Source organism: Edaphobacter aggregans DSM 19364 (genome assembly GCF_000745965.1).
In the GTDB taxonomy this organism is placed as follows: Bacteria; Acidobacteriota; Terriglobia; order Terriglobales; family Acidobacteriaceae; genus Edaphobacter; species Edaphobacter aggregans.
This window is the reverse complement of the sequence record NZ_JQKI01000072.1, coordinates 14,397-27,953: the sequence shown is the minus strand read 5'-3', so window position 1 is coordinate 27,953 and position 13,557 is coordinate 14,397. Positions and strand designations below refer to the sequence as shown.

The window sequence follows — 13,557 nt, the reverse complement described above, 5'->3', positions numbered from 1 at the left end:
GGTTGGCTACCGGGTTCCACCTTGTCATTGAGGGTCTGCAGATGGGCCGCCAGGGCTGTGTCACATTCAGTGATCTGCTGCTGATAGATCTGATAGAGATTCCGCTCTTGCTGCAGAATGAACAATAGTTCCTTGCGCCAGTTGCCTTCCAGGCTACGGGCAATTTCCTCCCGGGTTGCGTGTATCCGCGGATCGGCCAGATCGGCCAGCTTGTATCGGTCCCGCTCTCGATTGAGAATCGCCTGGATGATGGCCATGCCCGTCAGGCCGCTGATATCGCTGATCACGTTGGCCAGCTGCACGTTCATCTCGGTAAGTACCTTCTGCATCCTTTGAATACACGCCCCCGCTGCGGCCACGTGTTCGCCCCGTTGCCGCCAATAGGCGCGCAGTACGCAGATCTCCTCCGGCGGGCGGAAGGAATTATTCAGCAGGCCGAAGGTGTGCAGTTGCAGCAGCCACTGGCATTCCTGCACGTCGGTCTTCCGTCCGGGCAGATTCTTGGTATGCCGTGCATTTACCAGAAACACCTCCAGCCCCTTCTCCGTCAGGATCTCGTAGACCGGCAACCAATACACTCCGGTAGACTGCATCGCCACCGTAACGATGCCACAGCTTTTCAGCCAGTCGGCCAAGCGATGCAAATCCTCCGTAAAAAGCAAGCAAACTGCCGCACCGGGTTGGGATCTCGGTCCGGGGCAACGGCCACGTAATGGGATTCATTGCCGATATCAATCCCGGCCGCGTTTGGATGCACCACTTCCAGATTTAAGCTCCACTCCGGTTGCCGACTTCTAATCTGCTTGCGCCGTTTCTGGCTCATAACCTCACGCTCCTGGCTGGTTTGGCAGCACACGGCCCGGTTGCGATTGGTTTGTAATTCTCTTTAACGGGGTCGAGGTCGCCTTCGTTCGGCAATCTCGCCACCATGCGAGCGATCGCCTAAACCGGAACCACGCTTAGTTTCGGGCATTGAAGCACCACTGTCACCACGGTCCTGCTTGCCGCATGCTGCGTGCAACAGCATGCCAGAATCTTCATCCTCGACGCCAGTTTCTTCTCCAAGCGACGACCGCAAAGGGCGTCCGGCGCTTAGTTCAAACGGGGTTTCGGAAACTGAACCCGTTCTTGCCGCAAAACCCGACTCCTCAGGAACTGTGAGCGCTGGGTCGACAGAGTTGACCCGAACCCACACCGCTTTGTACGAAGGAGGTGCAAGTCTGGCCTTTCGGCATTCCAGGATGATCTGCCGGTGGAGATCGGCGACACGCGGCCGCTGCCTCTTCAAGCAGTACCCGGAGATCAACGTCCGGGATGACGGTCTCGACATCCGTGCTGAGCAGCTTTGTTCCAGAGGCACGGCCGCCGCGATTGGGTAGAAGGGAACTGGTCGATGGGTCGCGACGGTATACAGCCAGCAGTCGATCCACCATGGCGGAACTAAGCCGGAGGTCCGCCGCAACCTCGGCGACGGCCGCTGGCGAACTGGTCTCCAGCAGCACCTTGAGCGCATCCTCGCGATGCCTCGCCATCTGCCAGTCGGCATCGCTCGCGCTGTCCCTGTCCGGCTTCACGGGCGGTTTTGCCATGAAAAACGCATGCGCAATTGTTCTACAGGTAAAGGAATATTTCTACAGGCTAAGGCAAATTTCTACACCTTTAGGAATAGCGTAAGTCTTCTGAGATCAATGAAACCGTTCTACAGGTAAAGGAAAAACGACAGACCTCGAGGGCAAGGGCCGGCGCGTCCGCACCGTTGCCATCCCGATCTGGGTGAAGCACGGCATCAACGCCTGGATGACCGCGGCCGGTATCGAAGATGGCAGGCTGCTGCGCTCGGTCTCGAAGAGCGGGAAGGTCAATCGCGAGACCTTGAGCGACTGGGCGGTCTGGTCCGTAGTTGAACAGTCATCGAAGCAAATCGGCATCGAGCACTTCGGCGCCCACGACCTGCGCCGCACCTGCGCCAAGCTCTGCCGGAAGAACGGCGGGGACCTGGAGCAGATCAAGTTCCTGCTCGGCCACTCCTCGATCCAGACCACCGAGCGCTATCTCGGCTCCGAGCAGGACATCGAGATCGCGGTGAATGATAATTTGGGACTGTAAGAGTTGCGCTGATGCGATACTCCTATTTACTGAAAGTGTAGGATTGGCCGCGATGAACTGGTCGATCTGGTCTGCCTGCCACGTCGGATGATACTGAATCAGAAACTCTCGCAGCAGGGCAACGCCTTCCAGCCGCTGCTTGACGTAGAGCCTGAATGGCCGTTTTCCGTCAGTACCAGCTGCTTTACCTTTTGTTTGTCTTTGAACTTCCCTGTATCTCGCCCCTGCTGTTGCATCACGTGGGTAGTTCATGGGCTAAGAGCTGTTTGCCTTCAAGCGTTCCGGGAGCATACTTCGAGGAATCGAAAACAATATGCTTTCCGACCGTATAGGCGTTCGCATCCAGAGATTGTGCAGAGCGCGATGCGCAGATACATCGCTATGCACGCGGATATCCTGCAGGTTGCGGCCGAAGCGGGGCTCGAAGAATGCGCGCGTAGTCTTGTCCAGCGGTACTCCGGGAGACGCGAGCACGTGCTGGACAGATTTGCTCGACGGCTTTCCCCGTGCGGGCGCTCCCCATGTGGATTCAATATCGGGTGAGGAGATAGAGGCCTGCTTGTTCGCGCTGCTGCTGGTCTTCTGAAGCGCCACGTGGAGTTCCTTACAGTAAGAAATTGCGCCCGGCGGCTGCCGACACTCTATCGAAGGCATTCCTCAGGTGCTGATCATAGCGTCATTCAGAATATTAATTTCATCACTGTCGATAATTTATTGACCACATCCAGAACGTGTGCTGTAATCCAGTGCTGTAAGGTTACCCAGTAACACGCCCCTCCTAAGTATTACTTGCCCATGGCCGGCGCAAGCCGATTTATGTGCGTTCAGCATCTTGTTTTCCTTCGTCTGGTTGATGAAAGCCTTTGTGATTATGGTGTTCGACACCGCATGACACTCTCTGTCGTGCCGCGACGGCCCGAAAGACATATTGGAGGAAGAGAATGCCCCCTACACTTTCTTATCCTGGTGTTTATATCCAGGAGCTTTCCAGCGCCGTCCACAGCATCACCGGAGTTGCCACGTCGATTGCTGCGTTTGTCGGCTATACGGCAAGAGGAATCGATAACCGCGCGCAGGAGATATTCAGTTTCTCCGATTACCAGCGGCTTTTCGGCGGCCTGGCTTCCAATAGTGAACTGAGTTATGCCGTTCAACAGTTTTTCCAGAACGGTGGTTCGCAGGCCTATGTGGTGCGGACTCCAATGGCCTACCCTGTCGGCGCCGTTGTCTATGCAAGTGTTCACTTCGGTGTCGCAGCTACCGATGGACTTACCGTAACCGCACTCAGCAGCGGTACCTGGGCCAATGGTCAGCTTCTAGTCGACATTGATGCGATGAATCTCGACTTATCGACCGCTACCGGGGACCCGCTCGCTTTTAATTTGACAGTTACAAATCTGGCAGATGGCACGGTCGAGTACTTTCCGGCAGTTACGCTTAACAGCGCATTTCCCAACTACGTCGTCAAAGTAATCAACGATGAAGACAACGGATCGCAGTTAGTTTCGGTCACTGCAGGAACCGCGTCCCCTCTATCGCCGCTGAAGTCGACAGGCATTGTTGGTAAGTCCCTTACCAATGCTGCTGTCAATACCGCGCTGGGCGGCGGAACCATCGCGGCGGCAGATGCCTTTCTGGGCATCCAGGTTCCCACCACGCCCGCAAAGACGATCACGGTAAAAGTCCTTAGCAAGAACTCGCCGATTCCGCAGACCCTGCAGGGTCTTGCCGGCCTTCTGCAGCAGGCCATCAATAGTGCACTCGCGGTTAGCCTACCGGGTGCTTCCGTGGCATGTTCCGTGGTCCCGCTTGGCACTGATAAAGCCATTCGCGTGAATATGCTGGTGCCTAATCAGCCGGACGCGACAATCACCTTCGTGGCACCGTCCTCGCTCTCCCCAGTCCCGGCGGGCAACGATGCGGCGAATGGCCTTGCGCTGATAGGCGGGGTAAGCAATGTTGCGCATTACGCATTAGGAACGGGTAGCCCGGCCGGTGGCAATCTGATTGCTGCCACTGCAGCCACGAAACCCTCTGGACTTCCCACGGACAACGAACTTATCGGTGATCAGGCACTGTTTACGGGCATCTACGCGCTGAACAAGGTTGACCTCTTCAACCTGCTCTGTATCCCAGACGCCACTCGCTCGCTTGCGAGCGATGCAAACACCCTGGACACCGGGTTGAACCCGGCTACGATCTACGCGGCAGCGATTTCGCTCTGCTCAATCCGGCGGGCGCTCTTGATTATCGATCCTCCGCCAAATGTGCACTCCGTCTCAGCAGCGGTGGACTGGAAGAGCAACACCATCGGCGTCGTTGATCCAAACGGAGCGGCGTTCTTTCCACGGCTTCGCCTTGCGGACCCTCTCAACAAGGGTTTGTTGCGGACCTTCGCACCGTGCGGCATCGTCGCCGGCGTGTACGCTACAACCGACACGAAACGGGGTATCTGGAAAGCCCCTGCAGGTATCGAAGCCTCACTCAATGGTGTGCAAAGCATGACCTATCAACTGAGTGACGGTGAGAACGGCGTTCTCAACCCGCTTGGTCTCAATTGCTTCCGTACCTTCCCACTCTACGGACCTGTCCTGTGGGGTGCGCGCACCCTCGTTGGTGCAGATGCTCTTACAAACCAGTGGAAGTACGTGCCCGTTCGGCGCACAGCCCTTTACCTGGAAGAGAGTCTGTACCGCGGAATGAAGTGGGTTGTCTTTGAGCCGAACGACGAACCGCTTTGGGCATCGATCCGGCTGAATGTCGGAGCCTTCATGCAGTCGCTCTTCCTGAAGGGTGCTTTCCAGGGGCAGACTCCTGCACAGGCATACTTCGTGAAATGCGACAGCGAGACGACGACGCAGACAGATATCGACGCGGGTATCGTGAATGTCCTTGTTGGCTTTGCGCCGCTGAAGCCTGCTGAGTTCGTAGTGATCTCAATCGAGCAACTCACCGGACAAACCCTGTCCTAGCCTTAGGGCTTACTTCACCAGGAAATCATCGATAGATCCACCGAAGGAGAACGGCCATGCCTCAATTTGTCGTAAATGCACAAAGGTTCGACCCCTACAAAAATTTCAAATTCAGGATTAAGTGGGACGGAAAGTACGTCGCGGGCATAAGTAAAGTATCTGCGCTGAAGCGGACCACCGAAGTGGTGAAGCATCGCGAAGGCGGCGATCCCAGTACCAGCCGTAAGTCTCCCGGTAGAACCGACTTCAGCCCCATCACGATGGAGCGCGGCGTCACGCACGACGGGGACTTTGAAGCGTGGGCTGCCAAGGTCTGGCAGATCGGTGCTGGTCTCGGCGCCGAAGTATCACTTGCGGATTTCCGGAAAGACCTCATCCTCGACTTTTTCAACGAGGCTGGCCAGCTGGCGATCAGCTACAAGATTCTCCGTGCTTGGGTTTCGGAGTATCAATCGATGCCCGATCTCGACTCGAACGCAAATGCAGTTGCGATTCAACACCTTGTTCTGGAGAACGAGGGTTGGGAGCGCGACACCAGCGTAAAGGAACCCACCGAGCCCAGCTTCAGTATCCGCGGATAACGCACCTACGGAAAATCACTATGCAAGCACTGCAAGGCGAACTTTTGCTGGCGGCATGGGAGCGCTGCCAGAACCGGCCGTCTCCCGTGATCGCGCTTGGACTACTGGAATCGGCGCATCGCGGAGCCGACCGCACTGCATTCGCCCAGCTGCCGCTCACTCGTATTCACACAATGCTTCTGCAGTTGAGGGCCGTCACATTCGGCCGCCGGATGCAGGGATTCGCCGAGTGTCCGAACTGCCATAGCTCGCTTGAATTTGAGACAGATGTGGTTGGCATGGCAGAAGAAATGCAACGGTCTGCGTCGCAGGAGAATTCCTTAGCCGAGTCGACCATCTTCCGCCCTGTGAACCTCGATGATCTGCAGGCATGCCTTGACGCAGAGAGTCTCGGAGAGGCAAGCAACATGCTCTTGCAGAGAACACTGCTGGATGCGTCTTCGACGGATCACAAAAAGGAAGAGTCGCTCCTTCTCTTCGACGGATTGAATGAAGCTTCCGAGATCTGGATCGATATGCACTGTCCTCAGTGCGGTCAGGACTCTGCATTCGATCTCGATATCACCCAGTTTCTCTGGCGCGAAGTACGCGCAGCGGCCACACGCCTTCTGGCAGACGTTCATCTTCTCGCCAGTCGCTACGGTTGGAGCGAAGAATCCATTCTCTCGATGAGCCATCAACGACGCTTCGCGTACCTGGAGATGCTCACGCAATGAACCGCCTTGTCGACAGAATGGTGAACCGCGCACGTGGAGCGACCTCTGGAGCGATCCAGCCGCTCATCACACCCTATGGTCCGGGAGTTGAGCGCCTCGACGGCGTAATGGATATAAACGAAGAAACGCTCGCCACCTCTCCTGCGAGTTCGGTGGCGCGGAAGCCTGAGGCTCTTCTTCAACCCGCGCACGACAGGCAGAAAAGTGTGGCGCGTGAGGTGGCGAAGGAGTTGCACATCTCTTCTGTGAAGAGAGATGAAAAGTCTTCGACGCCAGAAGCTGTCCAGTCACAAACAAGTCAGTTCCCATCCGAGGAAGAGGTCAGGACCTCGATCCCTGTTGAAACGAAACAGAATCGTTCAACCGTGGAACCCGGATTATTGCCACAGACTGAGCTTGTGCTCCTTCAGCAGAAGGCAGACAATTCTTCCATCGCGGCTCAGCCCTTACACCGGCGTCGCCACCCGGCGGAGCCGGCACCATTGCGGATGGATGCTCAGGTCTCTCCGCAATCTCCGGATCAACACGCAGTCGTTGAGCAGCGCACCGAGATCTACATCTCAATTGGCGGTATCGATCTCCGTTCAGCACCACAGCCGCCCGCTCCACGCCCGGTTTCGGCACCGTCTCATCTTTCGCTCACGGACTTTCTCCACCGCAAGGCCGGAGGGCAATCGTGAGCGACTACCTTGCTATTGGCGGCGTAAGCGCTGTGCTGAAAACGCTGCTTTTGAATGCACTCTCTGATGGCGGGCCGTCCGCCATTCTCGGTGCCGCGGGCGGCATTACAAATTCCGCACTCGACCTTATTCCTACCGGTCCGGACGAAACGGCCCAGGTCAATCTCTTCATGTACTATGCCAGCATCAACTCGGCAATGCGCAATCTCGGGTTGCCGTCGGCGAATGCAAAGCGTGACGGATTGAGCAATCCACCACTCGCTCTCAATCTTCATTATCTGGTGACAACTTATGGAAGTGCGCCGTTCGATCCGGAGATTCTGATGGGCTGGGCGATGCAGGTGTTTCACGATACCCCGGTCGTACCTAGGGCAATCATCGAGCAGGCCTTTGCAGACCTGGTCTCCGCGCCTCCCGCTCCAAAGGAACAGCAGATGATTGCCGCGAGTTCGCTCGTCAATCAGTTCGAGCAGATCCGTATCACTCCAGAAGCTCTCACGACCGAAGAGATCTATCGCCTGTGGTCAGCGTTCCAAACCAGCTATCGCCCAACGACTTCGTACCAGATCTCGGTTGTCGTCATCCAGGGAAACAAGAAGTTCATATCGAACCTCCCGGTACAGACGCGGTCGGTTACGGCATTGCCACTCATGGCGCCCGCTATCGTTGACATTACCCCTTCCATGGCAGTGAGCGGGGAGACGCTCACAATTACAGGATCCAACTTCCTGGGGGATTCCCCGAGCGATACGCTCGTCTCGTTTGACGGTGCCCCGGGAATCAATCCGACGACCTTGCAGGGAGGCGTCCTTCGAGTCGCACTTCCGTCGACGTTGACAGCGGGTGTTCACAATGTGCGTGTCCAGCGGCAGGTTGTCTTTCCTACCTCAAGCCGGCCTCATTCGGGTTTCGCATCAAACCCGTTTCCATTTCAGGTTGTACCGACAATCCAGATGCCCGTTCCAGGCAGCCCAGTCGTCGTCAAGCGGGGTGACGTTCTCTCACTGACACTTGTTCCGCAGGTCGGTCGTCTGCAGTCCGTCGTCGTTTATCTCGGCGACCTGGCCATCCCGCTTGCCACACCGCCGCCAGCCGCGCCTAACCTATCAGCAACCATCGCTGTCCCCGTACCGGCAGATACAGCTGTGGGCACTTCACCATTGCGCGTCGAGATTGACGGCGTGCAGAGTGTGCTAACGCAGGATAAGAACACGGCAAATCCCACGTTTGGACAGTGGCTTCCGCAAGTGCAGGTGACCGCATGACAACGTCAACCATGGCGCAGGGAACGGCCAGTCCCTTGTGGAAAGCCTTGCAAGGCGTCTACTGGCGGCTGAAGCGTGACGAGGAACAAACACTCCGCGCCGACGGGCCCGACACCGAAACAACTTCGACGGTAGAAAGTAATCCGATTGAGCGTCTTCGCAATATCTTCTCGTTGAGTGACTTCGAAGTGGATGTTGTACTGCTGTGCGCGGGTTTCGCGATTGATACGCGGATACGGTCCGCATGTGCCGAGTTTTGCCATGTACCAGCGGTAGAGTATCCAACCTTCCGGCTTGCCTTCGATCTCTTCGTGGACCCTCACTGGAGCGCACTCAGTCCGATGGGGCCGCTAACGCGATGGAACCTGCTGAAACGAAGTGAAGGATTCCTCCTCGATGCTCCGCTGCACATCGATCCTCGAATCCTTTACTTTCTGCTGGACGTGCCGTCGCTCGATGAAGATCTCGACCTCGTCCTCCGTTCTCTGAACGAGGCACCCAACTCCTCCGGCGTTGAGCTTGCCACACAGTCAATCTTTCGGGCCGTCACGTACTGGCAACGGGAGGAAACCCCTCGCGATCCCATTCTCCTGGTCGGAGGCTCTCGCGCACAGAGGAAAGATCTCTTCCTCAATCTTTGTCTTGAGAGTGGAAAACGGGCTTATTTTCTGGATCCGGCGGATCTCCCCAGTGATGCTCCGGGTCGGGAACGTATCGCCCGCGCGCTTTCGCGCGAAACCGCTCTGCAACTGGCGGCGGTCCTGCTTACGACCACCTCCATCAGTCAGGCCGACGCTCTTGAGAGCTGGGTGGAGCGGGTCGAAGCTCCCCTCGCAATTGAGATGGACACCGGCTCGCCGACGGAAAGGATGCGTGGCCTTCGTATCGAGGTACCGCAGACGAACCTCTCGGATCGGCACGCGCGGTGGCTAAGCGATCTTGGCCCTCTTGCGGAAACGATACCGAATGACCTGCACCCCATTGCAGAGACATTTCAGCTTGACGGCCAGGAAATAGGGCGAATCGCGGAGGAAGTGCGGCAGTTCGCGCCCAGCCATGGAAACCAGGACAAGGAAGCACTCAAGTCGCTGCTCTGGACTTTGTGCCGCAACACTGCGCGGCGTTCTATGGAAGAACTGGCGACCCGCGTAGAGACCAATGCTTCGTGGGACGACCTAATTCTTCCTGATGGTCAGATGGAGGTGTTGCGTCAGATCGTCAACCACGCAAAGCATACCGACCAGGTTCACCGGGTGTGGGGATTCAACGAGCGCTACTCGCAGGGGATGGGATTATCCGCTTTGTTCGCCGGCCCCAGCGGCACGGGCAAGACCATGGCGGCAAGTCTGCTTGCCAGGGAGCTGAATCGCGACCTTTACCAGATCGATCTTGCAACCGTCGTGAGCAAGTACATCGGCGAGACGGAGAAGCATCTACGCCGAATCTTCGATGCCGCGGAGCGAAGCGGAGCCATTCTGCTCTTCGACGAAGCCGATGCCTTGTTCGGTAAGCGGAGCCAGGTGCGGGACAGTCACGATCGCTATGCAAATCTTGAGATCAGCTATCTGCTGCAGCGAATGGAGACTTACTCCGGCATCGCCATTCTTACCACCAATATGCAGAACGCGATCGATGCGGCGTTCCAACGGCGCCTGCGCTTCATCGTCCGGTTTCCTTTTCCAGATGCAGAGAGCCGCGAACTCATCTGGCGGAGAGCCTATCCGCAGCTCGCTCCAAGCAGTTCACTGAACTTTGCAAAGCTCGCGCAGCTCAACGTCACGGGTGGCGTCATACGGAATCTCGCAATGCTCTCTGCCTTCGCCGCTGCCAAAGACGAGAAGGAGATCGGGATGCACCACGTGATGGCCGCCGTGCGCACCGAATATTCCAAGCTCGACAAGCCGCTGACTGCGGCAGAGACGAGAGGGTGGGAGTAAGTATGAACGCACCGGCAAACGCTCCATCGCAGATTCCTCAGCCCTCCACGCAGGTCGCCGCTTCCAGCTGCACTCAGATCATCCGCATCGATGTGGGGCGCATCAGGGCGAATGGTTTATCGATCCAGGCGCAAAGACAGTTCCCTCAGGCGTTGGAGAAGCGTTTGTCGCAGTCGCTCTCCAATGCGCTCTCGACAAAAGCCATCAGCCGCGCCTCACTGCAGTTGAGCCATCTGGATGCCGGGCGCTTGAAACCGGGCGCGTCAGCCGAGGAAGCAGCGGAACAGGTTGCCCAGGCACTTCTACGGAACCTCTTCGACAACAGTGAAAAGGAGAGCGCGTGAGTATCTCTCCTCGCCTCCAAAAAGGCGCTCTGCTCGTATTGGAGCCGTGCACGGGAATTCCGCTGCAGACGATTCATCTGCAGTACAACCCCGAGTCGATACGACGCTCGCTGCAGCCGCAGAGCGTTGGCGATCAGCCAGACAGGACCGAGGTGCTGCGCCTGAAAGGGCCGCCTATCGAGACCATTCATTGCGATGTCGAGCTTGATGCGACCGATGCCCTCGCGAGTTCCAACGCCACAGCGATGAAGTATGGAATCCAGCCGCAACTCGCGACGCTTGAGCTCTTGATCTATCCCTCTAGCATCACGCTGATCGCGAATGAAGTGCTGTCGTTGATTGGCACCATCGAGATTCTTCCCATGTCGTCGAATCTGACCATCTTCGTCTGGGGAGCCAATCGCGTTACACCCGTCCGCCTCACGGCAATGGAGATCAGCGAGGAGGCCTTCGATCCGAACCTGAATCCAATTCGCGCGAAAGTGGCGCTCACCATGCGGGTGCTCAACGTGAATGATGTTGGATTCCTCACACCCGCCGGCGCCATGTACATGTCTTACCAGCTTTCGAAGGAATCAATGTCGAAGCGTAGTTAGCAATTACCTGAGCAAAGGAGCCCGTAGATGGATAACGCACTTGCAAGCATGATTCAATCGGCAGCGGGTAACGGCGCCCCCACCAATCCGAGCAGCCGTTACACAGGCACACCGGTTGAGAAGATGACGTTACCGGATGGCACAGAGGTCGCCTATCTCTCCCGCCGCATCGTGCCTCAGGCTACCGTCTATTCGCAGACCTTCGACTACTCCGTCGCCGATGGCGACCGCCTCGACACGCTGGCTGCCAGGTTCCTGGGCGATCCCATCCTGTACTGGATGATCGCCGACGCCAATCTCTCCTATCATCCCGACGAACTCACGGCTGTGCCGGGAAGAAGCATCCGGATTCCCCGTATTTCGGGCATTCCCGCAGGAGCGCGTAATGGTTAGCCCTCTCTACCTCACACTTCTTGTCGGCCCTGCCGAGCCACTGCCTGCGCCAAAGCCGGTCGCAGATGCATTGGTGTCGGTCGAGGTGACTGAGAGCGCAACCGGTAGAAGTGGTTTTCAGCTTACGTTCACGCTTGGCAGTAACTCGATCCTTGAAACCTTCTTCCTCATCGCATCCGGCGCGCCGATACCGCTTCTGCGAGTTGTCTTGCTGGCGACATTTCCCGGCATTCCTCAGGTACTTCTCGATGGCGTCGTGATGCATGTGCAGGTAGTCCCGGATGCGATGCGAGGCTCCTCGCAGCTTGTCGTTACCGGGCAGGACATTGCTGCGCTGATGGATCTGATCGACCTGAGCGGTATTCCTTATCCCGGCATGAGCCCCGATCTTCGCGTTCTCACCATCCTGGCGAAGTACGCTGCGTTTGGAGTTATCCCGGAAGTGATTCCAGTGCCCGCACCCGACATCCCTGTGCCCGTACAGCAGATCCCGAAGCAGAAGGGCACTGACCTGGCCTACATCCAGCAGCTGGCGGAAGAAGTGGGCTATGTCTTCTATATCGTGCCCGGTCCACTTCCTGGCATGAGCCAGGCCTACTGGGGTCCGCAAGTACGCTTTGGTCTTCCTCAAACCGCGTTGAATGTGAACCTCGATAGCTGGACAAATGTTGAGCGTCTGACCTTCAGCTACGAACCGAAGGCGTCGGTTCTTCCCATTGTCTTCATCCAGGACTCCATCACGAAAGCGCCCATACCCGTAATCATTCCTCCGGTCACGCCGTTCAATCCGCCGCTGGGCGTGTACGTGCCTATTCCGCAAAAGGTGGTGCAGTTGAAAGACACCGCGAAAAGCACGCCGGCCGAAGCACTGATGCGCGGCTTTGCCGAGAGCGTAAAGAACGCCGACGTAGTTACAGGGCGAGGCGCGCTGGACGTTATCCGCTACGGCCAGCCGTTACGCGCTCGCAGCCTTGTAGGGGTTCGCGGTGCTGGCCTGGCCTTCGACGGAATGCATTTCGTGGATGAAGCCACGCACAGCATCAAGCCTGGCGAATATAAGCAGACCTTTGTTCTAAAACGAAACGCTCTCATAGCAAACACGCCTGTTGTTCCATCTCTTCCTTTCTAGGAGCGAAGCTTGGAAAAGTACTTCGGAAAATATCGCGGCACGGTGCTTCAGAACATCGACCCGTTGAACATCGGCCGCCTCATGGCGATCGTGCCCGACGTGTCGAATGTCATCCCGTCGACCTGGGCGATGCCATGTTTTCCGTTTGCGGGTATACAGAACGGCTTTTTCGCAGTTCCCGCGATTGGCTCGGGAGTATGGATCGAGTTCGAACAGGGCAACCCGGACTATCCCATCTGGTCCGGTTGCTTCTTCGGCAGCGCAGCGGAGACACCCGCACTCGCGCTCGCCACACCGCCGGGCCTGCAATCCATCGTCGTACAGACCGTGGGTCAAAACACGCTGATGATCAGCGATACTCCCGGACCAACCGGGGGAATCCTCTTGAAGACAACGGCGGGAGCCATGATCTCGATCTCCGAAACGGGGATCATCATCAGCAATGGACAGGGCGCAACCATCGCAATGACTGGCCCGGTAGTAAGTATCAATACCGGCGCACTGGAGGTGATCTGATGGCCGGGTTCCTTCTCCATCAGGGCGCTGTTGTCATCTGTGCGCACGGCGGCCAGGCCATGCCCACAACGCCGAATCCAAGAGTGCTTGTAACCGGCATGCCCACGGCAACCATTGCCGCACCGTGGGTGGTCGCAGGTTGCCCGCTGGTGCCTCCGCCTATTCCTCCCTGCGTAACCGGCCTGTGGCTGATAGGCACTGTGCGAGTTACATCCATGGGACAACCGTTGGTTGTGCAGACGGGGACGGCGATTACGATGCCGGGCGCCGCAACGCTGATTCCTATCTCGATGCAAACCCGTGTCATGGCTACCTGAGCGAG

At 57.3% G+C, this 13,557-nt stretch carries 16 protein-coding genes and 2 pseudogenes; 13 read left to right on the top strand and 5 right to left on the bottom strand.

Annotated elements, in window-relative coordinates; all coding sequences use genetic code 11:
- The 3 genes from Q363_RS21765 to Q363_RS21760 form a co-directional block, all read right to left on the bottom strand.
- The coding region (locus Q363_RS21765; protein ID WP_157467312.1) for an IS110 family transposase at window positions 1-635 on the bottom strand (635 nt) is incomplete at its 3' end.
- Window positions 620-823 carry a hypothetical protein gene (locus Q363_RS42175; protein ID WP_084080632.1) on the bottom strand — a complete coding sequence of 68 codons (204 nt, stop codon included), beginning with the start codon at window positions 821-823 and terminating at the stop codon, window positions 620-622. The genes Q363_RS42175 and Q363_RS21765, both read right to left, overlap by 16 nt.
- A gap of 325 nt (window positions 824-1,148) precedes the next feature.
- Window positions 1,149-1,589 carry a hypothetical protein gene (locus Q363_RS21760; protein ID WP_035354712.1) on the bottom strand — a complete coding sequence of 147 codons (441 nt, stop codon included), beginning with the start codon at window positions 1,587-1,589 and terminating at the stop codon, window positions 1,149-1,151.
- Between the two features lie 151 nt (window positions 1,590-1,740).
- Here Q363_RS21760 and Q363_RS21755 point away from each other — a divergent pair.
- Window positions 1,741-2,106, top strand: a pseudogene (locus tag Q363_RS21755) (site-specific integrase); the annotation flags it as partial.
- 235 nt (window positions 2,107-2,341) lie between these two features.
- On the opposite strand, the gene Q363_RS46635 reads toward Q363_RS21755, so the two are convergent.
- Complete coding sequence (locus Q363_RS46635) at window positions 2,342-2,479, bottom strand: eCIS core domain-containing protein (RefSeq protein WP_425387745.1); 138 nt, start codon at window positions 2,477-2,479, stop codon at window positions 2,342-2,344.
- Window positions 2,480-2,487: 8 nt separating this feature from the next.
- Window positions 2,488-2,760 (bottom strand): annotated as a pseudogene (locus tag Q363_RS46630) (hypothetical protein); the annotation flags it as partial.
- Window positions 2,761-3,047: 287 nt separating this feature from the next.
- Here Q363_RS46630 and Q363_RS21745 point away from each other — a divergent pair.
- Genes Q363_RS21745 through Q363_RS21690 form a run of 12 tightly spaced genes read left to right on the top strand, consistent with a single transcriptional unit; the run spans window position 3,048 to window position 13,552 of the window.
- A complete protein-coding gene (locus tag Q363_RS21745) occupies window positions 3,048-5,078 on the top strand; it encodes a phage tail sheath C-terminal domain-containing protein (RefSeq protein WP_035354703.1) in 2,031 nt (676 codons plus the stop codon).
- 56 nt (window positions 5,079-5,134) lie between these two features.
- Window positions 5,135-5,659 carry a phage tail protein gene (locus tag Q363_RS21740; RefSeq protein WP_035354702.1) on the top strand — a complete coding sequence of 175 codons (525 nt, stop codon included), beginning with the start codon at window positions 5,135-5,137 and terminating at the stop codon, window positions 5,657-5,659.
- 20 nt (window positions 5,660-5,679) lie between these two features.
- Window positions 5,680-6,375 (top strand): hypothetical protein, encoded by a 696-nt coding sequence (locus tag Q363_RS21735; protein WP_035354701.1) that lies wholly within the window; start codon window positions 5,680-5,682, stop codon window positions 6,373-6,375.
- Window positions 6,372-7,055 carry a hypothetical protein gene (locus Q363_RS21730; protein WP_035354700.1) on the top strand — a complete coding sequence of 228 codons (684 nt, stop codon included), beginning with the start codon at window positions 6,372-6,374 and terminating at the stop codon, window positions 7,053-7,055. The genes Q363_RS21735 and Q363_RS21730 overlap by 4 nt, the downstream gene beginning before the upstream one ends.
- The gene (locus Q363_RS36520; RefSeq protein WP_051979128.1) at window positions 7,052-8,320 is read left to right on the top strand and encodes a Pvc16 family protein; all 1,269 of its coding nucleotides are present in this window, start codon (window positions 7,052-7,054) and stop codon (window positions 8,318-8,320) included. Before Q363_RS21730 ends, Q363_RS36520 begins: the two co-directional genes overlap by 4 nt.
- The gene (locus Q363_RS21720) at window positions 8,317-10,257 is read left to right on the top strand and encodes an ATP-binding protein (RefSeq protein WP_051979127.1); all 1,941 of its coding nucleotides are present in this window, start codon (window positions 8,317-8,319) and stop codon (window positions 10,255-10,257) included. The genes Q363_RS36520 and Q363_RS21720 overlap by 4 nt, the downstream gene beginning before the upstream one ends.
- Window positions 10,258-10,259: 2 nt before the next feature.
- Entirely contained in the window at window positions 10,260-10,601 is a 342-nt protein-coding gene (locus Q363_RS21715) for a hypothetical protein (protein ID WP_035354698.1), read from the top strand.
- Complete coding sequence (locus tag Q363_RS21710) at window positions 10,598-11,197, top strand: CIS tube protein (RefSeq protein WP_035354723.1); 600 nt, start codon at window positions 10,598-10,600, stop codon at window positions 11,195-11,197. The genes Q363_RS21715 and Q363_RS21710 overlap by 4 nt, the downstream gene beginning before the upstream one ends.
- Before the next feature lie 27 nt (window positions 11,198-11,224).
- On the top strand, window positions 11,225-11,590 hold the full coding sequence (locus tag Q363_RS21705; RefSeq protein WP_035354697.1) for a LysM peptidoglycan-binding domain-containing protein: 366 nt from the start codon (window positions 11,225-11,227) through the stop codon (window positions 11,588-11,590).
- On the top strand, window positions 11,583-12,719 hold the full coding sequence (locus Q363_RS21700; RefSeq protein ID WP_035354696.1) for a hypothetical protein: 1,137 nt from the start codon (window positions 11,583-11,585) through the stop codon (window positions 12,717-12,719). The genes Q363_RS21705 and Q363_RS21700 overlap by 8 nt, the downstream gene beginning before the upstream one ends.
- Window positions 12,720-12,728: 9 nt before the next feature.
- The gene (locus Q363_RS21695) at window positions 12,729-13,235 is read left to right on the top strand and encodes a phage baseplate assembly protein V (RefSeq protein ID WP_035354694.1); all 507 of its coding nucleotides are present in this window, start codon (window positions 12,729-12,731) and stop codon (window positions 13,233-13,235) included.
- On the top strand, window positions 13,235-13,552 hold the full coding sequence (locus tag Q363_RS21690; protein ID WP_035354692.1) for a hypothetical protein: 318 nt from the start codon (window positions 13,235-13,237) through the stop codon (window positions 13,550-13,552). Before Q363_RS21695 ends, Q363_RS21690 begins: the two co-directional genes overlap by 1 nt.
- Window positions 13,553-13,557 lie beyond the last annotated feature (5 nt).